Below are 21,098 nucleotides of genomic sequence, written 5' to 3'. Positions count from 1 at the left end.
CACCAACGGCCTGATCCGCGAGTTCTTCCCCAAAGGCATCGACTTCACCACCGTCACCGACGAACGCGTCGCCCACGTCGAACACCTGCTCAACACCCGACCCCGAGCCACCCTCGGCTTCCACACCCCCGCCGTTAGGCTCAACGAACAACTCACCGTTGCGCAGACGACTTGAGACCGCCCCCGTCCCCGCCACTCGAGGGCCCAACTGGCTACGCCCCATCCGTCGGGAACCGAGCACTCGACCATCGAGTGCCCACTTGTCGACGCCCCACTGTCGTATGCGTACGGCTGGGTCAGGTGAGGGCGCGGCGGAGGTCGTCGATGAGGTCGCGGACGTCCTCCAGGCCCACGGAGACCCGGAGCACGCCGTCGGTGATGCCGACCGCCGCCCGCGCCTCGGGAGCGAGACGGCGGTGCGTCGTCGTCGCGGGGTGCGTGATGAGCGACTTCGAGTCGCCGAGGTTGTTGGAGATGTCGATGACGTCCAGCGCGTTCATCAGCGCGAAGGCCTCGTCCTTGCCGCCGTCGAGCTCGAAGGTGACGACGGTGCCGGCGGCGCTCATCTGGCGCTTGGCGAGCTCGTGCTGCGGGTGCGACTCGAGGAAGGGGTGCACGACGCGCGTGACCCTCGGGTGCGACTCGAGGAACCGCGCCACCTCGAGAGCGCTGTCGGCCATCCGCTCGACGCGCAGCGACAGCGTCTCGAGCCCCTTGAGGAGCACCCACGCGTTGAACGGCGACATCGACGGCCCGGTGTGGCGCATGAGGTTCTGCACCGGCCCGTCGATGAACTCCTTCGGGCCGAGCACGGCGCCGCCGAGGGTGCGGCCCTGACCGTCGATGTGCTTCGTCGCCGAGTAGACGACGATGTCGGCACCGAGGTCGAGCGGCTTGGAGAAGACGGGCGTGCCGAAGACGTTGTCGACGACGACCTTCGCCCCGGCGGCGTGGGCCAGCTCGGTCACGGCCGCGATGTCGACGAGCTCCTGCATCGGGTTGCTCGGCGTCTCGAAGAAGACGGCGGTCGTCGGCTCCGAGAGCGCCTCGCGCCACTGGTCGAGGTCGGCGCCGTCGACGAAGACGGTCTCGACCCCCCACCGGGGCAGGATCTCGTCGAGGATGACGAAGCACGAGCCGAAGAGCGCCCGCGACGAGACGACGCGGTCGCCCTGACCGAGCAGGGCAGCCAGCGCCACGAAGACCGCGGACATGCCGGACCCGGTGGCGAAGCATGCCTCGGCGCCCTCGATCTGGCGCAGCCGCTCCTCGAACATCGTGACGGTGGGGTTGCCGTAGCGCGAGTAGACGAACCGGTCGACGTCACCCTTGAAGGCCGCCTCGGCGTCCTCGGCGGTCTCGTAGACGAACCCCGACGTCAGGTAGATCGCCTCGCTGGTCTCCTCGAACCCGCTGCGGGACAGTCCTGCTCGTACCGCGAGGGTGTCGGGACGCCAGCCCTGGGCCGCGCCGCTCATCCCTGGACCCACGGCAGACCCGCGACCTTCCAGCCCGACACCGACCGGTGGCGCTGCTCGTCGTGCGGTCCCTCGAAACCGTCGAGGACGTTGTGCGACCGGGCCCAGCCATGGCGGGTCGCGGCCTCGGCCGCAGCCACGGAGCGCACACCGGAGCGGCACAGGAAGTAGACGGATGCGTCCTTGGCGACGCCCGCGGCCTCGAGCTCCGCGGTGAAGCGCGCGTTGACGGCGCCGTCGGGATAGGTCTGCCACTCGACGAGAACGACGTCCTTGCCGGCTGCGCTGAGGTCGGGCAGCCCGACGTAGGACCACTCCGCCCTCGTGCGCACGTCGACGAGCACCGCACCGGGCTCGTCGCGCAGGACCGTCCAGGCCTGCTCGGGGGTCACGTCACCGGCATAGCTCATGGCCCGAATATCGCACAGCGTCCGTCAGGCGAGATGGTCCGTCCGATTGGTGAAAGCCACCGACGCCGACCCGTCCTCCCAGACCTCGACCGCGGTGAGGCTGCCGGGAGCCGTGGCCAGCGCCCAGAAGCGCTCGACCGGGGTGCCGAGCACGTCGCTGAGCACCGAGAGCACTCCCCTGCGGCTCGTCACCGCGACGACGGTGCCTCCCCGTGAGGCGAGCGAGCGGTATGCCGCCTGCACCGTCACGTCGGCCCCCTCGCCCGGTGCCTGGCCGGACCAGGACGCGGACGTCGTGACGTCCGCGTCGAGGGCGACGGCGAGGTCCTTCGCGACTCGCGCGGTCGCGGCGTCGTCGGCGCCGACGACGCTCGCCGAGTCGACGAGACGTCGCACGGCGGCGACGATGCGTGGCGTGGCGTGGCTGTCGAGCGGAGCCTGCACGAGGAGCAGCCGCAGCGGGCGCACACCCGCCCGTGGCGAGGTCGCCCGCGAATCGGCTGCTGGGACAGTCGAGCCCGACTCGACCTCCGAGCCCGGAACGTCTGCCTTCTCGTCCGTCAGGACCCGGTGGACGCTCTTGCCGTCCATGGCGTCGTTGCTCAGCGCGTCGGCGTCCTTGTTCTTCTCGCGCGGGATCCACTCGAAGTCGACGCTGCCACCGGCGTCGGAGATCTCCGCGCACAGGTCACGTGCCTCGAGCGCGAGGCGGCGCATGTCCTCGTGCTTGATCTTCCACCGGCCCGACATCTGCTCGACGACGAGCTTGGAGTCCATCTTGACGCGCACCGTGGCACCGGGGTCGAGGTCGAGCACGGCGCGCAGCCCGGCGAGCAGGCCGGAGTACTCCGCCACGTTGTTGCTGGCCTTGCCCAGGGGCTCGGCGAGCTCGACGAGGACGCGGCCGGTCGAGGGGTCACGGACGAGGGCGCCGTAGCCGGCGACACCCGGGTTTCCCCGGGACCCGCCGTCGGCCTCGATGACGAGCCGGCGGCCCGATCCGTGGGACGCCGCCTTCACCAACCGCTCACAGACCGGACTCGCCCGTACGGATCATGATGCGGCGGCACTCCTCACACCGGACGACCTCGTCCTCGGGGGCGTTGCGGATGCGGGAGAGGTCGACGTTGCCGAGCTCGAGCCGGCAGCCGCCGCACCGGCGGTGGCGCAGCTCGGCTGCGGCCAGGCCGCCGCTGCTGGCACGGATCTTCTCGTACAGCGCGATGAGCTCCTCGCCGACGCCGGCGACGATGTTCGCTCGTCCGGAGGCGACCTCCTCAGCCTCGGCGTCGAGCTTCGTGACGGCGGCGTCGCGCTCTGCCTCGAGGTCCGCGACGCGCGCGACCAGCTCGGCCCGTCGCGCCTCGAGCTCGGTGACGCGCGCGGTCAGCGCCTCGGACCGCTCCATGACCTCGAGCTCGACCTCCTCGAGCTCGGCCTGGCGCCGGGCGAGGGACGCCAGCTCGTGCTGGAGGGCCTGGAGGTCCTTGGCGCTGCCCTGGCCCGCGTCGAGCCGCGACTGGTTGCGGGCGGCACGGTCGCGGACGAGCTGGACGTCCTGGTCCGACTTCGTCAGCTCACGCTGGACGTCACCGGCCGCCGTGCGGGCGTTGACGATGTCCGTCTCGAGCGCACCAAGCTCGCGCCGGGCCGCCTCGACGGCAGGGGTCTGGGGCAGCGTGGCCTTGGCGTGCGTGATCTGGTCCAGACGCGAGTCGATGGCCTGCAGGTCGAGCAGGCGCCACTGGCGGGACGGGTCGGCTTTCAGGACACACCTCCGGGATCGGGAGCCGCGCGGTCGGCCCGCGCGGCGTTCGCACCGACGACGAACGTCCACGGTTCGGTGCGGATGGTTGAGACTCTGGTCTCGACCCTAGTGGCTCCGGGGACGTGGTCCAGCGCCGACAGCAGCCGCTCGCGGGCGCTCGCCAGCCACAGCGACTCGGTGGCCCAGTGGCCCGCGTCGACGAGGAACGGCCGGCCGCCCCGCGCCTCCTCGCGAGCCTCGAGGACCGGGTGGTGACGGAGGTCGGCGGTGACGAAGACGTCGGCGCCGCTGGCACGCACGTCGTCGAACCGGTCGTCACCCGAACCGCCCATGACCGCGACCGTGCGCACCTCGGCACCCGGGTCGCCACTGACCCGTATGCCGCCGGCCGTCGCCGGCAGGGCCGTGGCCACGACGTCGGCGAAGTCCGCCAGGCTGACGGGCGCGGCGAGCACCCCGACCCGGCCGATGGCGTTCTCCCCTTCGCGGGACAGGGGGCGCTGGTCGGCGAGGCCGAGGGCGTCGGCCAGCACCGTCGAGACGCCGGGGTCGGCGACGTCGGCGTTCGTGTGCCCGACCCACAGCGCGATCTGGGCCCGCACCAGCGCGGTCACCGACGCGCCCTTGGCCGACGTGGTCGCCACCGAGTGGACGCCGCGCAGCAGCAGGGGGTGGTGCGTGACGAGCAGGTCGGCTCCCCACGTGCGCGCCTCGTCGATGACGTCCAGCGTCGGGTCGAGGGCGAAGAGGATGCGGCGTACGGGCTGGTCGAGGTCGCCCGTCACGAGGCCGACACGGTCCCACTCCGCCGCGCTCTGGAGGGGGTAGAGCGACTCCAGCGCCGCAACGGCGTCACGGAGGCTGAGGTCGGGAGCAGGATCGTCCACGTGGGCCCGGCCGGGCTCGAACCGACGACACCCGCGGTGTAAACGCGGTGCTCTACCTACTGAGCTACAGGCCCTGGGGCGCCGGTCGGTGTCACCGGCAGGCGGCGGTCAGCCTACGGCATCAGGCTGGCTCGCGCGGAGCGTCGCCAGCGCCTCGCGGTAGGCCCTGAAGTCGCGGCCCTGACCGATGCCGCGCACCTCGGTCCACACGATGCGGCCTGAACGGTCGATGAGGAAGGTCCCGCGGAGCGCGAAGCCGTCCTCGTCGTCAAGCACGCCGTAGCGCCTCGCCACCTCGCCGTGCGGCCAGAAGTCCGACAACAGCGGGAAGAAGTGCCCCTCGGCGTCGGCCCACGCGCGCAGCGTGTACATGGAGTCGCACGAGATCGTGAAGACCTGGATGTCACCGTCCTGGAAGTCCTCGAGCCCGTCGCGGATCTCGCGCAGCTCCCCCCTGCAGATCCCGGAGAACGCGGCCGGGTAGAAGACGACGACGGCGTTCTTGAGGCCACGCACCGCCGACAGGCTGACGTCGACGCCGTACTGGTCCACGAGGGTGAAGTCGGGGGCCAGGTCGCCGACCCCCAGCGGGGCGGACACCTGGACCGGCGACTCGGCCGGGTGCGCGTTCGTCATGGCGGCAAGTGTGGCACCACGACCTCGGTGCGCGCGCCACCCTCGACAGCGGTGCGGGCGAACGCACGCACAGGCACGCAAACGGCCGGCCCGGCGCAGGGGCGTCGGTCAGCGGCGCGGCCCCTTGGGCGGCATGAGGCGCGTCGCCGCCCACTCGGTTGCGACGTTGACCTGGCCGCCGGTCGTCAGGCCCGCCGTCGAGGCGGCCTCCTCGACGACACTGGCATCGACGTGGCCGGGGCGTCCGGCCTTGGGCGTCAGCAGCACGATGAAGCCCTGGTCGAAGAGCTTCGTCAGCCCGTCGACCATGAGATCGACGAGGTCGTCGTCCCCGTCGCGGTACCAGAGCAGCACCCCGTCCGCCCCGTCGTTGAAGTCCTCGTCCTCGAGCTCGGTCCCGATGACGTCCTCGAGCCCGAACCGCAGGTCGTTGTCGACGTCGTCGTCATAGCCGAACTCCTGGATGACCTGCCCCTTGGCAAATCCGAGCTTGCTGAAGGACGCCGCTCCCGCGGTCTCGCTCACTGTCACCGGTCCTCTCGATCGTGGTCGTCCGTGTCTTGGCGTAGGTGCCACGACATCAGTGCACCGGGTCCGACGCTATCGCGCAAGGCGGCCTCCGTCGGGGACAACGCCCACGCCGCGCCCGACGCGCCCAGGGAGCGGACGGCATACCACCGCTCCCCAGCAGACGGACCCGGTTGTGACGGTCCCCACGGTTGGGTAGAGGATGGGAGGGCGCAGCGCCGTGGCCGACCGGCCGCGGGCGCCGCCTCGCGACGAGAAAGGACCCACGACGTGGCATCCGAGGCCGGACCGATCCTCAACGGCATCCCCAGTCAGCTCCCGGACATCGACCCGGACGAGACGCAGGAGTGGATCGACTCCCTCGATGCCGTCCTCGACGAGCAGGGCCGGACGCGGGCGCGCTACATCATGCTCAAGCTCATCGAGCGCGCGCGCCAGCAGCAGGTCGGCGTCCCGTCCCTCACGGCGACCGACTACATCAACACGATCCCGCCCGAGCGCGAGCCGTGGTTCCCCGGCGACGAGGACGTTGAGCGCGAGATGCGCCGCTACATCCGCTGGAACGCGGCGGTCATGGTGCACCGCGCCCAGCGGCCCGGCATCGGTGTCGGCGGCCACATCTCCACGTACGCGTCGGCCGCGACGCTCTACGAGGTGGGCATGAACCACTTCTTCCGCGGCAAGGACCACCCCGGCGGCGGCGACCAGGTCTACTTCCAGGGCCACGCCTCCCCCGGCATGTACGCCCGCAGCTTCCTCGAGGGCCACCTGACCGAGGCGCAGCTCGACGGCTTCCGCCAGGAGAAGAGCCACCTCGTCGACGGCAAGGTCGAGGCCGTCCCGTCCTACCCGCACCCGCGGCTGCTCCCCAACTACTGGGAGTTCCCGACGGTGTCGATGGGCATCGGCCCGATGAACGCGATCTACCAGGCGCAGTTCAACAAGTACCTCCACAACCGCGGCATCAAGGACACGAGCCAGCAGGACGTCTGGGCGTTCCTCGGCGACGGCGAGATGGACGAGCCCGAGTCGCGTGGCCTGCTCCAGCTCGCGGCCAACGAGGAGCTCGACAACCTCAACTTCGTCATCAACTGCAACCTGCAGCGGCTCGACGGCCCGGTGCGCGGCAACGGCAAGATCATCCAGGAGCTCGAGGCGTTCTTCCGCGGCGCCGGCTGGAACGTCATCAAGGTCGTCTGGGGTCGTGGCTGGGACCCGCTGCTGGCGGCCGACCGCGACGGTGCGCTCGTGCACGTCATGAACACCACGAGCGACGGCGACTACCAGACCTTCCGCGCCAACGACGGCAAGTACGTCCGCGACCACTTCTTCGGGCGCGACCCGCGCACCGCAAAGATGGTCGAGAACTGGACCGACGACCAGGTCTGGTGGGACCTCAAGCGCGGCGGCCACGACTACCGCAAGGTCTACGCGGCCTACAAGGCGGCGCGTGAGCACACCGGCCAGCCCACCGTCATCCTCGCCAAGACCATCAAGGGCTACAGCCTCGGCTCGCACTTCGCGGGCCGCAACGCCACGCACCAGATGAAGAAGATGACGCTGGATGACCTCAAGGCCTTCCGCGACAGCCTGCGCATCCCGATCACCGACGAGCAGCTCGAGGCCAACCCCTACCAGCCGCCCTACTACCACCCGGGTGCCGACAGCGAGGTCATCAAGTACTCCGTCGACCGCCGCCAGAAGCTCGGCGGCACGCTGCCGAGCCGCCGCGTCGACTTCGAGCCGGTCAAGCTGCCCGGCGACGAGGCGTACACCCAGGTCAAGAAGGGCTCGGGCAAGCAGGAGGTCGCCACGACGATGGCGTTCGTCCGTCTGCTCAAGGACCTGCTGCGCGACAAGGAGTTCGGCCCTCGCATCGTGCCGATCATCCCCGACGAGGCGCGCACGTTCGGCATGGACGCGTTCTTCCCGACGATCAAGATCTACAACCCCAACGGGCAGAACTACACGCCGGTCGACGCCGAGCTGATGCTCGCCTACCGAGAGAACGTCAGCGGCCAGATCCTCCACCTCGGCATCAACGAGGCCGGCTCGCTCGCGGCGTTCACGGCGGCGGGCACGTCGTACGCGACGCACGGCAAGCCGATGATCCCGATCTACGTCTTCTACTCGATGTTCGGCTTCCAGCGCACCGGCGACTCGATCTGGGCCGCTGCCGACCAGATGACGCGTGGTTTCCTCATCGGCGCCACGGCCGGTCGCACGACGCTGACGGGCGAGGGCCTGCAGCACGCCGACGGACACAGCCCGCTGCTGGCCGCGACCAACCCCGCCGTCGTGCACTACGACCCGGCGTACGGCTACGAGATCGCGCACATCGTGCAGGACGGCCTCAAGCGGATGTACGGCGAGGGCAAGACGCCCGAGGAGTCGAACGTCATCTACTACCTCACCGTCTACAACGAGCCGATCCAGCAGCCCAAGGAGCCCGACGACGTCGATGTCGAGGGCATCCTGCGCGGCATGCACCGGATCTCGCCGGCCGACACCGAGGGCTGGACGCACGAGGCCCCGCGGGCGCAGATCCTCGGTTCCGGTGTCGGGGTGCCGTGGGCGCTCGAGGCGCAGCAGCTGCTCGCCGACGACTGGGGCGTGGCCGCCGACGTGTGGTCGGTGACCTCGTGGAACGAGCTGCGTCGTGACGGCCTGGCCGCCGCCGAGCAGGAGTTCCTCTCCCCCGACGGCCCGCCGATCAAGCCGTGGGTCACGCAGTGCCTCGAGGGCACGGAGGGCCCGGTCGTCGCGGTCTCCGACTACATGCGCGCGGTCCAGGACCAGATCCGCGAGTGGGTGCCGGGCACGTACGCCACGCTCGGCGCCGACGGTTTCGGCTTCTCCGACACCCGGCCCGCGGCGCGCCGCTTCTTCCACATCGACGGCCCCTCGGTCGCGGTGCGGACGCTGCAGCTGCTCGCCAAGGAGGGCAAGGTCGACGCCGACGTCCCGCGTCGTGCGGCCGAGAAGTACCAGCTCGACGACGTCACGGCCGGCACGTCCGGCAACGCGGGCGGTGAGAGCTGACCGCCCGCCACCCCCGATGATCGAGAGAGCAATCCGTCCGCCCGGGTGCGCGTCTGCGCACGACCTGGTGCGGACGGATTGCTCTTTCGATCGGTAGGAGGGGCACGGCATACACGATTGGATAGGTATGCGCGGCTGTGCATATACTTACATCCATGTCCAAGGTCCTCACGTCGCTCCCTGTCGGTGAGCGTGTCGGCATCGCCTTCTCCGGCGGTCTCGACACCTCTGTTGCTGTTGCCTGGATGCGCGAGAAGGGCGCCGTGCCGTGCACCTACACGGCCGACCTCGGGCAGTACGACGAGCCCGACATCGACTCGGTCCCCGGCCGGGCCGGCCAGTACGGCGCGGACATCAGCCGCCTCGTCGACTGCAAGACGGCGCTCGTCGAGGAGGGCCTCTCGGCCATCGCGTGTGGCGCCTTCCACATCCGCAGCGGCGGCAAGACGTACTTCAACACCACGCCGCTCGGCCGCGTCGTCACCGGCACGCTGCTCGTGCGCGCCATGCAGGAGGACGGCGTCTCGATCTGGGGCGACGGCTCCACCTTCAAGGGCAACGACATCGAGCGGTTCTACCGCTACGGCCTGCTGGCCAACCCGCAGCTGCGCATCTACAAGCCGTGGCTCGACGCCGACTTCGTCACCGAGCTCGGCGGCCGCCACGAGATGTCGGAGTGGCTGACCGCCCGCGACCTGCCCTACCGGGCATCCGCCGAGAAGGCCTACTCCACCGACGCGAACATCTGGGGCGCCACGCACGAGGCGAAGACCCTCGAGTTCCTCAGCGAGTCCATGGAGGTCGTCGAGCCGATCATGGGCGTCAAGTTCTGGGACCCCTCGGTCGCGATCGAGACCGAGGACGTCACGGTGCGCTGGGAGCGTGGGCGCCCCGTCGCCATCAACGGCGAGGAGTATGCCGACGCCGTCGCTCTCGTCGACGCCGCCAACCGCATCGGTGGCCGTCATGGGCTCGGCATGAGCGACCAGATCGAGAACCGCATCATCGAGGCGAAGTCGCGCGGCATCTACGAGGCCCCGGCAATGGCGCTGCTCCACATCACCTACGAGCGTCTGCTCAACGCGATCCACAACGAGGACACGATCGCCAACTACCACGCCGAGGGCCGCAAGCTGGGCCGCCTTCTCTACGAAGGTCGCTGGCTCGACCCGCAGTCGCTCATGGTGCGTGAGTCGCTCCAGCGCTGGATCGCCTCGGCCGTGACCGGCGAGGTCACGATCCGGCTGCGGCGCGGGGACGACTGGTCGATCGTCAACACGGCCGGTCCCGCCTTCAGCTACCACCCCGAGAAGCTCTCCATGGAGCGCACCGAGGACGCCGCGTTCGGCCCCGTCGACCGGATCGGGCAGCTGACGATGCGCAACCTCGACATCGCCGACTCGCGCGCCAAGCTCGAGCTGTATGCCGCCCAGGGCCTCCTCGGCCCCGACGCCCACGAGCTCGTGGGCGAGCTCACGCCCGGCGGCGCGGCTGCCATCTCGGCGAACCCCGCCGCGGTGGGCGTCGACGAGCAGGACGACGCGCTCGACCGCGCCGCCATGGAGTTCGGCACCGACTGAGCGAGAGGCGCCGGGTCCCAGCGGGTAGGGACCCGGCATGACCGATTCGCAAAAGATCACCGTCCAGCGGAACATCGACGCCTCGGCCGCCGACATCTTCGACGTGCTCAGCAATCCGAAGCGGCACGTCGAGCTCGACGGCTCCGGGTTCGTGCGTTCCGACGAGAAGGCCGAACGGATCAAGCAGGTCGGCGACGTCTTCCGGATGAACATGGCCGGCGACCACATGGGCGGCGAGTACCAGACAGACAACACCGTCTCGGGCTACTCGCACAACGCCCTGCTCGCCTGGAAGACCGCCCCGGCCGACACCCCGCCGCCAGGCTGGGAATGGATGTGGGAGCTGACGCCCGAGGGCCCGAACTCGACTCTCGTGTCCCTGACGTACGACTGGAGTCACGTCACGGACAAGGAGATCCTCCAGAAGGTCAGCTTCCCGCTCGTCGAGAAGAACCAGCTCGAGGACAGCCTCGGCAACCTCGCCTCGGCGGTCGCTGGCTGAGCGACGAGCTCGACCGCGCCGCCGCGGAGTTCGGCACCGACGGACCCGTTTCCCGCAGGCCGTCACGGCCGGGCCCTCGCGGCGCTAGCGTGGATGCATGGCCATGGAGGTCCGCGACGTCGCGTACTCCTACGGCGACCGCGTGGCGCTCGACGGCGTCAGCTTCGAGATCACCCCCGGCGTCCTCACGGGGCTGCTCGGACCGAACGGGGCCGGTAAGACCACGCTGATGCGGATCCTGCTCGGCGTGCTCACCCCGGATCGGGGCGAGGTGCGTCTCCACGGGGTCGCGGTCGACAGCGTGGCCAGACAGCACTGGGGCTACATGCCGCAGGAGCGTGGCCTGTACCCGGGGATGCAGGTCGGCGACCAGGTCGTCTATTTCGGCCGGCTGCACGGGCTCTCCCGCGCGGAGGCGGTCGCGCGGGCCCGCCGCCTGCTCGCCGAGCTCGGGATGGCGGAACGCTGGGACCAGCGCACGGACAAGCTCTCGGGCGGTCTGCAGCAGCGGCTCCAGCTCGCCACGGCCCTCGTCCACGAGCCGGAGGTGATCGTGCTCGACGAACCGTTCGCGGGACTGGACCCGGTGGCGGTGGCCGAGCTGTCCCAGAGCCTGCGTGAGCGAGCCCGGTCCGGCTGCACCGTCCTCTTCTCCAGCCACCAGCTGGACCTGGTGCAGAACCTGTGCGAGGACATCCTCATGGTCAACGAGGGGCGGATCGTCCTACGTGGCCCGCTCGTGAGCCTCCGGGCCGCGTCGACCGGCGTGCAGCTGCGACTCAACGTCCACGCACCTGACCGGCGGTGGCTGGCCCGGTTCCCCGGCGCCACCGTCGTGAGCGAGGAGGCCGACGAGGTGCGGATCGCGATCCCCCGGGGCACCGACCCGCTGAGCGTGCTCGACGGCGCGCGAGCCGCCGGACGCGTGGACGACTTCGGGCTCGACCTGCCCTCGCTCTCCCAGCTGTTCCTGGAGTCGGTGGGTCCGTCCGACGCGCCGGACGCGTCGGCGGCCGCGGCCGCGCTCGAGGGGAGGCCGAGATGAGCTGGCGGCACGGGATGGCACTCGTCCTCGGCCGCGGCCTGCGGGAGCAGCTGCGCTCGAGGACCTTCAAGATCGTGACGGCCCTGATGCTGCTGCTGTCCATCGGCGCCGTGGTCGTGCCCAAGCTCGTCACCGCTGGACCGACGACCTACACCCTGGCGACGGTCGGTCCGGCGCCCGCCGCGCTCATCACGTCCCTGGACGCGGCGGCCAAGGCCACCGGCGTCCGGACGACGTACGTCGTGCGGACCGACGACGCCGGGGTCAGGTCCGCGGTCCAGCACGGTGAGGCGACGGTCGGCCTCGCCGGGGACCGGATGTACGTCGCCGAGCGAACGGCCGGCGCGTTCCCCGGCGTCGTCGCGCAGTCGCTGGTCCGGATCGAGACACGCCGCCTGCTGACCAGCTTCGGCCTGACCGCCGGGCAGGTGGCGCAGCTCGACTCCGTGCACCCTCCCGAGCAGGTGTTCGTCGCGCCCGTGCAGGACACGGGCCGCGCCGGCGTGGGCTTCGCGGTGGGCCTCGTGCTCTACCTGGCGCTGCTCTTCAGTGGTCAGATCATCTCGACGACGGTCGCGACGGAGAAGGCGAGCCGCATCTCGGAGGTCCTGCTGGCCGTCCTTCGCCCCAGTCAGATCCTCGTCGGCACGGTCCTCGCGGTCGCGACCGTCGCGACGATCCAGCTGCTCGTCCTGTCCGTGCCGCTGCTCGTCGGCGCATCGATGACCGGGTCCACCTGGCTGCCGGCGATGGCCGCTCCCGACCTGGCTCTCGCGATCACGTGGTTCATCCTCGGCTTCATGCTCTTCGCCTTCCTCTACGCCGCCGGAGGGGCGCTCGTGGACAAGGTGACCGAGGCAGGGACCGCAGTCCTGCCGGTGACCGCGCTCATCATCGCGGGCTATCTGCTCGGGGTCACCGTCGTCATGGGCAATCCGGGATCGACGCTGAGCGTCGCCGTGTCGCTGTTCCCCCTGACCGCACCGCTGACGATGCCGATCCGGTGGGCCTCCGGTGAGGTGCCGGTCTACCAGCTGCTGCTGGCCCTCGGCCTCACGGCCCTGACCGGGCTCGGGTGCGTCTGGCTCGCCTCGACGGTCTACCGCCGGGCCCTCGTCGTCACCGGGCACCGCGTCCGCCTGCGCGAGCTGTTCCGGCGCGGCCGGACGCCCGACCGTCTGCCGCGCCGATAGGGTCCATCGATGCGCGAGATGACGGACCGGGGCCTCGTCGGCCAGCAGTATGCGAGTGTCGACCGCCTCCAGACCCGCCGCAGCGTCTGGGGGCCCGGGCCCGAAGGCGTGTCGCCCGTCGAGGTCCTCCGGACCCTCGTCGTGTCCACCCAGCCCCGGCGGCTGATCGAGGTCGGTTGCGGCACGGGCCAGTTCGCTCGTTCCGTCCTCGACGAGGCGCCGAACGTCGACTACGTCGCGACCGACCTCTCCCCCGCCATGGTCGAGGCCACGCGCGCACTCGGCGTCACCGCCGAGGTGGCACCCGCCGACGACCTGCCCTTCGCCGACGGCTCTTTCGACGGCGCCGCCGCCGCCTGGATGCTCTACCACGTGCCGGACCTCGACGGCGCGCTGGGCGAGGTGCGCCGGGTCCTGCGCGACGGTGGCACGCTGCACGTCGCGACCAACGGGAGTGAGCACCTCGCCGACCTGCTCCGCGACGCCGGCGGTGAGCCGCTCGTCACCCAGTTCACGTCGGAGAACGCGGCCGAGATCCTCGGCAGGCACTTCGAGCACGTCGCCCGGCGCGACATCGAGACGCGTGCGACCTTCGCCGACCACGAGGCGGCCTGCGCCTACCTCGCGACGTTCTCCCCCGGTCTCGCGGGGTCCCTCCCGCACTTCGACGGGCCGAGGTCGTATGCCGGCCACACCGCGGTCCTCACGGCCCGCTGACCTCGCGGCACGACCCGAGGACCGCACGTGCCTGCGGGCGGTTTGTGAACGGCATACAAAATCGCGACGCGGATCGTCCTAGGCTGGCACCGTGAGCGGACCGCGGCAGCACCCGAGTGCGGCCACCTCGCGCGCCGTGGAGCGCAGCTCCGGCGAGCTGTCGACGCTCGCGTCGCAGCGCATGGAGGAGCACCTGGGGTGGTACCGCGACCTCTCCGCCGAGGAGCGCTCGCAGGTCGGACTCGTCGCGCAGGCCGGCATCTCGCAGTTCATCGCGTGGTTCCACCAGGAGGAGAGCCACCCGCCGTCGGCGATCTCGATCTTCGCCAACGCCCCCCAGGAGCTGACCCGGTCGGTGAGCCTGCGCCAGACCCTCGACCTCGTGCGCACCGTCGTCGACGTCGTCGAGTCGCGCGTCGAGAGCCTCGCGGGTCCCGGCGACGAGCAGCTACTGCGTGAGTCCGTGCTGCGCTTCTCGCGCGAGATCGCCTTCGCTGCCGCTGAGGTGTATGCCGGTGCCGCGGAAGCCCGTGGCGCGTGGGACGCCCGCCTCGAGGCTCTCGTCGTGGACGCCGTCCTCCGCGGCGAGGCCGACGACTCGATGCAGTCGCGGGCGAGCGCCCTGGGCTGGGGCGACGTCGCCGACGTGACCTTCGTCGTGGGCAGCACGCCGGCAGTGCCTGGTGGCGCGGTCCCGGCCGTGGACGACCTCCGCCGGTCCGTTCGCCAGCACGGCGTCGAAGCGCTGGCGATCGTGCAGCGGTCGCGCCTGATCGCCATCCTCGGCGGCACGCGAGAGGCGGCGCGGGTCGTCGAGTCCGTCGCCGGCTGCTTCGGACCGGGGCCCATCGTGCTCGGGCCCACGGTGCCGCACCTCTTCGCCGCGGGCCGCTCAGCCCGAGCGGCGCTGAGCGGGCTCGTGGCCGCCGCCGCCTGGCCCGACGCGCCGCGCGTGTTCGAGTCCGACGTCGTGCTGCCCGAACGGGCACTTGCCGGCGACCCGCCGGCCCGGCGCATCCTCGTCGACCGGATCCACCGGCCACTGGCTCGCGCGAGTCACGCCCCACTGCTGCAGACGGCCACGGCCTACCTCGAGACCGGAGGCTCGCTCGAGGCCAGCGCGCGGGCGCTCTTCGTGCACCCCAACACGGTGCGTTACCGGCTGGGACGCATCTCCGACGTGACGGGCTACGACCTCACGTCACCGCGCGAGGCCTGGACCGTGCGCATCGCTCTGGCCCTGGGTCGCCTTGCCGCGACACCCGCCCCCTCGACCGCCAGCACTCCGACGGCGGTCGGCTCGGCTGCGTCCCTGCTTTTAGAGGAAACCTCCAAAGTATCCTCCGCGACTTCGTGACATTCGGTGGCGGGGTCCTGACCGGTAACCGGGAAAGGTGGAGCACGTGCTAGCGATCGTGTGCCCCGGACAGGGCTCCCAGACTCCCGGCTTCCTCACCCCCTGGCTCGAGCTCGACGGGGTGCGCGAACAGCTGACCGCCCTGGGCCAGGCGGCCGGACACGACCTCGTCGCGCACGGCACCGAGTCCGACGCCGACACGATCAAGGACACCGCCGTCGCCCAGCCGCTCATCGTCGCGGCCGGACTCGTCACCGCCTCGGCCCTCTTCCCGACCCGCAGCGACCTCGCCGGTACCGGCGCCGTTCTCGCCGGACACTCGGTGGGCGAGCTCACGGCCACCGCCCTCGCCGGAGTCCTGACGGACGAGCAGGCCATCTCTCTCGTCGCCACCCGAGGCCGCGCCATGGCGCAGGCCAGCGCGGTCACCCCGACGGGGATGGCAGCGGTGCTGGGCGGCGATCCGGACGAGGTCCTGGATGCGCTCGAGGCCCAAGGCCTCACGCCCGCCAACGTCAACGGCGCCGGACAGATCGTAGCGGCCGGCACCCTCGAGCAGGTCGAGGCCCTGCGCGCAGCCCCCCCGGCCAAGGCACGGGTCATCCCCCTGCAGGTCGCCGGCGCCTTCCACACCCAGCACATGTCCCCCGCCGTCGAGGCCCTCGCCGCGGCCGCCCGCGAGGTCACGCCCGCCGCCCCGGCGCTCCGGCTGCTCTCCAACGCCGACGGTGCCACGGTGGCCGACGGCCCCGACGCGCTCGACCGCCTCGTCCGACAGGTCAGCAACCCGGTGCGCTGGGACCGCTGCATGGAGACGATGCTCGCGCTCGGCGTCACCGGCCTCGTCGAGCTCGCTCCCGCCGGCACCCTCGTCGGCCTCGCCAAGCGGGCCATGCCCGGTGTCGAGACCCTCGCCGTCAAGACCCCCGACGACCTCGAGGCGGCCCGGACCCTCATCGCAGCCCACACAGGCTCGTGACGGATCCTTGACTAGCGCACCACCCCGACAAGGGGCAGGCTCATGGAGAGGTCCCCGTCCGACGGCCACCCCGTCCCCGGACCCCTCCAGCGCCGATCCACGACCCACCTGAACCCTCACCCTCGAGAAGGCCTCACGTGACATCCCCCAGCGCCACCGCGCCGACGCCCAAGGGCACCGGCACCCTCGTCGACAACGGCGCGCCGCGCCACTCGCGGATCATGGGCGTCGGCGCCTACCGCCCGGCCCGCGTCGTCATGAACTCCGAGATCGTCGACAAGATCGACTCGAGCGACGAGTGGATCCGTGAGCGGTCCGGCATCATCAGCCGCCACTTCGCCGCCGACGACGAGAGCGTCATCGACATGGCCGAGGCGGCCTCCCGCCAGGCCCTCGAGCAGGCGGGCGTCGCACCGGAGCAGATCGGCTTCGTACTCGTCGCCACCGTGACGCACCCGTACCAGACGCCCGCCGCGGCGCCCGAGCTCGCGTCCCGGCTCGGCTCGACCGCGCCCGCCCTCGACATCTCGGCGGCGTGCGCCGGCTACTGCTACGGCGTGGCCATGGCCAGCGACATGGTCAAGGGCGGATCGGCCGACTACGTCCTCGTCGTCGGCGTCGAGAAGCTGAGCGACTTCACCGACCCGTACGACCGCGGCAGCGCCTTCATCTTCGGCGACGGGGCTGGCGCGTGCGTCATCGGCCCGAGCGACACCCCGGGCATCGGCCCCACGGTGTGGGGCTCCGACGGCACGCAGCGCGACGCCATCAGCCAGAAGCAGGCCTGGACCGACGTGCGCGAGTCCTGGCAGTCCGCGCAGGCCGACAAGAACGTGTGGCCAGCGATCGGCATGGCCGGCCAGACGGTCTTCCGCTGGGCCGTCTGGGGCATGGCCCCCGTCGCCCAGCAGGCCATCGACAAGGCCGGCATCAAGGCCGACGACCTCGACGCCTTCATTCCGCACCAGGCGAACATCCGCATCATCGACGCGATGGTCAAGCAGCTCAAGCTGCCCGCCGACATCCCCGTCGCTCGCGACATCGTGACGACGGCCAACACCTCGGCGGCCTCCATCCCCATCGCGACGACACGGATGCTCGCCGAGAAGGAGATCCCCAGCGGCGGCCTCGCTCTCCAGATCGGCTTCGGCGCCGGCCTGGTGTATGCCGCGCAGGTCGTCGTGCTGCCCTGAGCACGCCCGACACGGGCAGTCCAGCACTCCCGCGGGTCCCGACGGGTCATTCGGGCCACGGAACGACAACCACCAGGCACCACACACCAAGGAGTAGACAGATGGCTCAGTCCGAGCAGGAGATCCTCGAGGGTCTTGCCGAGATCGTCAACGAGGAGACCGGTCTCGACACCGCGTCCGTCGAGATGGACAAGTCGGCCCCCCACCGCTCCACCCCCACCCGCTCCACCCCCACCCGCTCCACCCCTCGCACCACTCCACCTCACTCGACTCAGAGGAGCACGTCACCATGACGTCCAATCGCGACCGACGCGTCGTGGTCACCGGTCTCGGAGCCACCACGCCCCTGGGCGGAACCGCCACTGAGACGTGGGAGGCCTTGCTCGCCGGCCGGTCCGGCGCCCGCCCGATGGACTTCGACTGGGTCGCCAAGTACGAGCTCCCGGTCACCTTCGCAGCGACGATCGCCACGAAGCCCGGCGAGGTCCTCACCAAGGTCGAGACCCGTCGCCTCGACCCGTCGAGCCAGTACGCCCTCATCGCCGCCCGTGAGGCGTGGGCCGACGCCGGCTCCCCCGAGATCGAGCCCGAGCGCCTCGGCGCCGCCATCGGTTCCGGCATCGGTGGCGTGTGGACCCTGCTCGACCAGTGGGACGTGCTGAAGGAGAAGGGGCCCCGGCGCGTCTACCCGCTCGCGGTGCCGATGCTGATGCCCAACGGGCCCGCCGCGGCCGTCTCGCTCGACCTCGGCGCCCGCGCCGGCGCGCACACGACGGTCAGCGCCTGTGCCTCCGGCGCCGAGAGCATGGGCTATGCCATCGACATGATCCGCACCGGCCGCGCCGACGTCGTCGTCGCCGGCGGCACCGAGGCGGCGGTCCACCCGCTGCCGATCGCCGGCTTCGCCGCGATGCAGGCGCTCTCGACCCGCAACGACGAGCCCGAGAAGGCGTCGCGGCCGTATGACACGGGCCGTGACGGCTTCGTGCTCGGTGAGGGCGCCGCCGTCATCGTCCTCGAGTCGGAGGAGCACGCCCGCGCCCGTGGCGCCCGCATCTACGCCGAGCTCGCGAGCGTCGGCATGTCGGCCGACGCACACCACATCACGGCCCCCGAGCCCAACGGCTCGGGCGCGTCCCGCGCGATGCTGTATGCCGTCGAGCGCGCCGACCTGTCACCGACCGACATCATCCACATCAACGCGCACGCCACCTCGACCCCCGTCGGCGACGTCGCGGAGTACAACGCGATCAAGCGCGCCTTCGGCGACCACACCGGCAACCTGTCGGTCACGGCGACGAAGTCGATGACCGGGCACCTGCTCGGCGCGGCCGGAGCCCTCGAGGCGGTCATCACGATCCAGTCGATCTACAACCGGCTCGTACCGGCGACGATCAACCTCGACGACCAGGACCCCGAGATCGCGCTCAACGTCGTCACCGGCGAGCACCAGAAGCTCCCCGACGGCGACATCGCGGCCCTCAACAACTCGTTCGGCTTCGGCGGCCACAACGTCGCCCTGGCGATCCGCAGCATCTGAGTCTCGGCTCCGGCTGCCTCCGCTGCAGGGGCGGAGCAGCCTCTCCGCAGCCTGGAAGGTCGCACCCCTTCGGSGGGGTGCGACCTTCCACGCTGGGGCGTCACCTCGGTACCGCAGGGTTGGGCACGCTTCAGCCGGGTCCCGCCTCGATGATCGCGCGAACCTGCGCCACGTCGAGATCGAACGGTCCCAGGCGCGTCAGGACCCAGGACGCACCGTGGTCGATCCACGGAGCGGGATCCTGCGAGGGGCGGATGTCCACCACGAGGTCAAAACCTGCGGCGGGAGAGTGGGACGCGAGGTCTGACGTCACCCGGGCGAGATCGTCGGGCTGTTCCACGTCGATGACGAAGAACCCGTCGTAGTTCGCAGCTCGACGCAGTGGCGCCCGGTTGCCGAATCGTCCGGCCAGCCAGATGGGCACCGCGGCCGCGGGCTGGAACTGCACGTCGCGAGCGGTGTAGTAGGCGCCCCGGTGATCGACGTGACCACCCGACAGCAAGCCGGTCAGGAGATGCAGCCCCTCGTCGAGCATGGCAGCGCGCACCCGCGGGTCCGGCTGGTCACCGAAGGTCGTGAACTCGCCCACCCAGTCGTCGCCGAGCCCCAACCCGAGCACGAACCGACCACTCGAGAGCACCGCCAGGCTCGCAGCCTGCCGGGCCAGCACCTGCGGTCGGCGTCGCGCCAGCGGGGTCACCATCGGGCCGAGCAGCATCGTCTCCGTTCGCATCGCGATGGCTGCGCAACACGTCCACACGTCGGCGATCTCGGAGACCCGGTCGCCGTACTTGAGGTGGTCCCAGACGAAGAAGCCGTCCCAGCCCGAGTTTTCGGCCCTGACGGCGAGGTCTGCGAGGACTCGAGGGTCGGCAAGGGCGTCGAAGGGGGCGACGAAGAGCCCGCGGCGTGTACTCATGCCCCCGATCATGCCGATCCTCGGCCCCGTGAGGAGTCCTCCCTGGGCGCCGGACGAGGTCGCCGCGAGGAGGGCCCGGGCGCACGAACCGCCCGGGCCCTCGTCACGTCCCGCTCGCCACGCTGGAGGGCGGGGCGGACGAGCGCTGGGGTGGTCAGCCGACCTTGTGCAGCCAGCGCACGGAAGCACCGTCTCCCGCGTAGCGGAACACCTCGAGCTCCTCGTCCCACGGGACGCCGAGCAGCAGGTCGATCTCGTCCTGGAGCGCGTCGGCGTCGCCGCGCGTGCGCATGATCGCCTCGCGGAGGCGGTCCTCCTGCACGACGGCGTCACCGGAGGCAGACGTCATGGTGTGGTGGATGCCGAGGCGGGGCGTGTAGGACCAGCGTGCCCCGTCGCAGCCCGGGGACGGGTCCTCGGTCACCTCGTAGCGCAGCCCGTCCCAGCCGCGCAGGGCACTGGCCAGTTCGGCACCCGTGCCGGGGGCGCCGGTCCAGGTCAGCTCGGTGCGCATCATCCGGGGCGCAGCCGGCTGAGGGATCCAGTCGAGGGTCACCCGCTGGTCGAGGACGGCCTCGATCGCCCACGTGATGTGCGGGCACAGCGCGGCTGGGGCTCCGTGTACGAACAGAACCCCGCCTGTCTGGGTGCGCGACATCGCGACAGCCATCCGAACCTCCTGAAGTTGCAGGGACGTCTTCCCCAACGCCTGCTACTTCGTGGTGCGGCGAACTGTCTCGGTGATGCGGGTGGAGCATGCTCGGCATCGAGCACTCGCCCATTGTGCACCATGGGGCGCAGGGGCACCAGCAATCTCAGGTGCCGATATGTCCACTTTCGTCCTAAGGTTGAACCGGTGACACGTCAGGCGCTCGCAGCGACACCGGGGAAGAGATAGACCTCGCCGTCACGGATCTCGACTCGATGGGTCCTGACCGGCTTGGTGGCCGGGAGGCACATCGGCTTGCCGTCGCGCAGGCAGAAGCGCGTCGCGTGCAGCGGGCACTCGACCTCACCCGCCTCGATCCAGCCTTCGGCGAGGGAGGCGTCCTCGTGGGAGCAGGTGTCGTCGAGGGCGTAGTACGTGCCGTCGTCGTCGCGGAACAAGGAGATCGGCTCGGGCGTCGCCGTGACCGCCGTGTCGAGCACGAGCGCCTCGCCGGGCTCTACGTCGTCGACCGCTGCCACGCGGATGCCGTCACTCATTTCCTGTTCCTCACGTGCGGGGGCCTGGGACAGGGCGAGCCTAGAGTGTCGCGGGGCGACCGCCGGAACCGCCTCCCGACCATCGGCAGCGGCTCGCTAGACTCCGATCGACCTCGAC

20 protein-coding genes, 1 tRNA gene and 1 pseudogene are annotated in these 21,098 nt (G+C 70.9%); 11 read left to right on the top strand and 11 right to left on the bottom strand.

Annotated elements, in window-relative coordinates; all coding sequences use genetic code 11:
* Nucleotides 1-296 precede the first annotated feature (296 nt).
* The 8 genes from AC1DIW_RS05190 to AC1DIW_RS05155 form a co-directional block, all read right to left on the bottom strand.
* Nucleotides 297-1,478, bottom strand: a complete 1,182-nt coding sequence (locus AC1DIW_RS05190) for an O-succinylhomoserine sulfhydrylase (protein WP_478106695.1) — start codon at nt 1,476-1,478, stop codon at nt 297-299.
* Nucleotides 1,475-1,888, bottom strand: coding sequence for a rhodanese-like domain-containing protein (locus AC1DIW_RS05185; protein ID WP_478106694.1), 414 nt, complete (start codon nt 1,886-1,888; stop codon nt 1,475-1,477). The genes AC1DIW_RS05190 and AC1DIW_RS05185 overlap by 4 nt, the downstream gene beginning before the upstream one ends.
* Before the next feature lie 24 nt (nt 1,889-1,912).
* Nucleotides 1,913-2,908: a reverse transcriptase-like protein gene (locus AC1DIW_RS05180; protein WP_478106693.1), complete on the bottom strand. Its 996-nt coding sequence runs from the start codon at nt 2,906-2,908 to the stop codon at nt 1,913-1,915.
* Between the two features lie 7 nt (nt 2,909-2,915).
* Entirely contained in the window at nt 2,916-3,725 is an 810-nt protein-coding gene (locus tag AC1DIW_RS05175) for a zinc ribbon domain-containing protein (protein ID WP_442280968.1), read from the bottom strand.
* Nucleotides 3,653-4,543, bottom strand: a complete 891-nt coding sequence (locus AC1DIW_RS05170; protein ID WP_442280967.1) for a Nif3-like dinuclear metal center hexameric protein — start codon at nt 4,541-4,543, stop codon at nt 3,653-3,655. Before AC1DIW_RS05170 ends, AC1DIW_RS05175 begins: the two co-directional genes overlap by 73 nt.
* A 1-nt stretch (nt 4,544) precedes the next feature.
* Nucleotides 4,545-4,617, bottom strand: a tRNA-Val gene (locus AC1DIW_RS05165).
* Nucleotides 4,618-4,651: 34 nt separating this feature from the next.
* The gene (locus tag AC1DIW_RS05160) at nt 4,652-5,179 is read right to left on the bottom strand and encodes a peroxiredoxin (RefSeq protein ID WP_442280966.1); all 528 of its coding nucleotides are present in this window, start codon (nt 5,177-5,179) and stop codon (nt 4,652-4,654) included.
* Nucleotides 5,180-5,287: 108 nt separating this feature from the next.
* Nucleotides 5,288-5,704, bottom strand: a complete 417-nt coding sequence (locus AC1DIW_RS05155) for a DUF3052 domain-containing protein (protein ID WP_478106692.1) — start codon at nt 5,702-5,704, stop codon at nt 5,288-5,290.
* Nucleotides 5,705-5,977: 273 nt separating this feature from the next.
* On the opposite strand from AC1DIW_RS05155, the gene aceE reads away from it, so the two are divergent.
* The 11 genes and pseudogenes from aceE to fabF all read left to right on the top strand — a co-directional run bounded on the left by aceE (nt 5,978) and on the right by fabF (nt 18,855).
* Nucleotides 5,978-8,749 (top strand): pyruvate dehydrogenase (acetyl-transferring), homodimeric type, encoded by a 2,772-nt coding sequence (gene aceE / locus AC1DIW_RS05150; RefSeq protein ID WP_478106691.1) that lies wholly within the window; start codon nt 5,978-5,980, stop codon nt 8,747-8,749.
* Between the two features lie 155 nt (nt 8,750-8,904).
* A complete protein-coding gene (gene argG, locus AC1DIW_RS05145) occupies nt 8,905-10,329 on the top strand; it encodes an argininosuccinate synthase (RefSeq protein ID WP_442280963.1) in 1,425 nt (474 codons plus the stop codon).
* A gap of 37 nt (nt 10,330-10,366) precedes the next feature.
* A complete protein-coding gene (locus tag AC1DIW_RS05140; RefSeq protein WP_442280962.1) occupies nt 10,367-10,831 on the top strand; it encodes an SRPBCC family protein in 465 nt (154 codons plus the stop codon).
* 97 nt (nt 10,832-10,928) lie between these two features.
* Nucleotides 10,929-11,876, top strand: coding sequence for an ABC transporter ATP-binding protein (locus tag AC1DIW_RS05135; protein WP_478106690.1), 948 nt, complete (start codon nt 10,929-10,931; stop codon nt 11,874-11,876).
* Nucleotides 11,873-13,069: an ABC transporter permease gene (locus AC1DIW_RS05130; RefSeq protein WP_478106689.1), complete on the top strand. Its 1,197-nt coding sequence runs from the start codon at nt 11,873-11,875 to the stop codon at nt 13,067-13,069. The genes AC1DIW_RS05135 and AC1DIW_RS05130 overlap by 4 nt, the downstream gene beginning before the upstream one ends.
* A gap of 9 nt (nt 13,070-13,078) precedes the next feature.
* Nucleotides 13,079-13,786 carry a class I SAM-dependent methyltransferase gene (locus AC1DIW_RS05125; protein ID WP_478106688.1) on the top strand — a complete coding sequence of 236 codons (708 nt, stop codon included), beginning with the start codon at nt 13,079-13,081 and terminating at the stop codon, nt 13,784-13,786.
* A 91-nt stretch (nt 13,787-13,877) separates the two neighbouring features.
* A complete protein-coding gene (locus tag AC1DIW_RS05120; protein ID WP_442280958.1) occupies nt 13,878-15,143 on the top strand; it encodes a PucR family transcriptional regulator in 1,266 nt (421 codons plus the stop codon).
* A gap of 46 nt (nt 15,144-15,189) precedes the next feature.
* Nucleotides 15,190-16,122 carry an ACP S-malonyltransferase gene (locus AC1DIW_RS05115; RefSeq protein WP_478106687.1) on the top strand — a complete coding sequence of 311 codons (933 nt, stop codon included), beginning with the start codon at nt 15,190-15,192 and terminating at the stop codon, nt 16,120-16,122.
* A gap of 137 nt (nt 16,123-16,259) precedes the next feature.
* Nucleotides 16,260-17,315 (top strand): beta-ketoacyl-ACP synthase III, encoded by a 1,056-nt coding sequence (locus AC1DIW_RS05110; RefSeq protein ID WP_478106686.1) that lies wholly within the window; start codon nt 16,260-16,262, stop codon nt 17,313-17,315.
* 101 nt (nt 17,316-17,416) lie between these two features.
* Nucleotides 17,417-17,512, top strand: a pseudogene (locus AC1DIW_RS05105) (acyl carrier protein); the annotation flags it as partial.
* A gap of 92 nt (nt 17,513-17,604) precedes the next feature.
* Entirely contained in the window at nt 17,605-18,855 is a 1,251-nt protein-coding gene (fabF, locus tag AC1DIW_RS05100; protein WP_442280990.1) for a beta-ketoacyl-ACP synthase II, read from the top strand.
* Nucleotides 18,856-18,985: 130 nt separating this feature from the next.
* Here fabF and AC1DIW_RS05095 read toward each other — a convergent pair whose 3' ends face one another.
* The 3 genes from AC1DIW_RS05095 to AC1DIW_RS05085 form a co-directional block, all read right to left on the bottom strand.
* A complete protein-coding gene (locus AC1DIW_RS05095) occupies nt 18,986-19,774 on the bottom strand; it encodes an LLM class flavin-dependent oxidoreductase (protein WP_478106685.1) in 789 nt (262 codons plus the stop codon).
* Nucleotides 19,775-19,928: 154 nt separating this feature from the next.
* Nucleotides 19,929-20,444, bottom strand: a complete 516-nt coding sequence (locus AC1DIW_RS05090; protein ID WP_442280954.1) for a DUF3145 domain-containing protein — start codon at nt 20,442-20,444, stop codon at nt 19,929-19,931.
* A 194-nt stretch (nt 20,445-20,638) separates the two neighbouring features.
* On the bottom strand, nt 20,639-20,980 hold the full coding sequence (locus AC1DIW_RS05085) for a bifunctional 3-phenylpropionate/cinnamic acid dioxygenase ferredoxin subunit (protein WP_442280953.1): 342 nt from the start codon (nt 20,978-20,980) through the stop codon (nt 20,639-20,641).
* Nucleotides 20,981-21,098: the final 118 nt, after the last annotated feature.

It is taken from the genome of Terrabacter sp. 01T434, from assembly GCF_056398545.1.
Note: the sequence above shows the minus strand (reverse complement) of the source record. Positions and strands in the feature narration are given on the sequence as shown.

Bases quoted from the DNA above. Each gene is read 5' to 3' on its own strand.
- AC1DIW_RS05190 (WP_478106695.1), bottom strand. From the start codon at position 1,478: ATGAGCGGCGCGGCCCAGGGCTGGCGTCCCGACACCCTCGCGGTACGA.
- AC1DIW_RS05185 (WP_478106694.1), bottom strand. From the start codon at position 1,888: ATGAGCTATGCCGGTGACGTGACCCCCGAGCAGGCCTGGACGGTCCTG.
- AC1DIW_RS05160 (WP_442280966.1), bottom strand. From the start codon at position 5,179: ATGACGAACGCGCACCCGGCCGAGTCGCCGGTCCAGGTGTCCGCCCCG.
- argG (WP_442280963.1), top strand. From the start codon at position 8,905: ATGTCCAAGGTCCTCACGTCGCTCCCTGTCGGTGAGCGTGTCGGCATC.
- AC1DIW_RS05140 (WP_442280962.1), top strand. From the start codon at position 10,367: ATGACCGATTCGCAAAAGATCACCGTCCAGCGGAACATCGACGCCTCG.
- AC1DIW_RS05135 (WP_478106690.1), top strand. From the start codon at position 10,929: ATGGCCATGGAGGTCCGCGACGTCGCGTACTCCTACGGCGACCGCGTG.
- AC1DIW_RS05130 (WP_478106689.1), top strand. From the start codon at position 11,873: ATGAGCTGGCGGCACGGGATGGCACTCGTCCTCGGCCGCGGCCTGCGG.
- AC1DIW_RS05125 (WP_478106688.1), top strand. From the start codon at position 13,079: ATGCGCGAGATGACGGACCGGGGCCTCGTCGGCCAGCAGTATGCGAGT.
- fabF (WP_442280990.1), top strand. From the start codon at position 17,605: ATGACGTCCAATCGCGACCGACGCGTCGTGGTCACCGGTCTCGGAGCC.
- AC1DIW_RS05095 (WP_478106685.1), bottom strand. From the start codon at position 19,774: ATGAGTACACGCCGCGGGCTCTTCGTCGCCCCCTTCGACGCCCTTGCC.
- AC1DIW_RS05090 (WP_442280954.1), bottom strand. From the start codon at position 20,444: ATGGCTGTCGCGATGTCGCGCACCCAGACAGGCGGGGTTCTGTTCGTA.
- AC1DIW_RS05085 (WP_442280953.1), bottom strand. From the start codon at position 20,980: ATGAGTGACGGCATCCGCGTGGCAGCGGTCGACGACGTAGAGCCCGGC.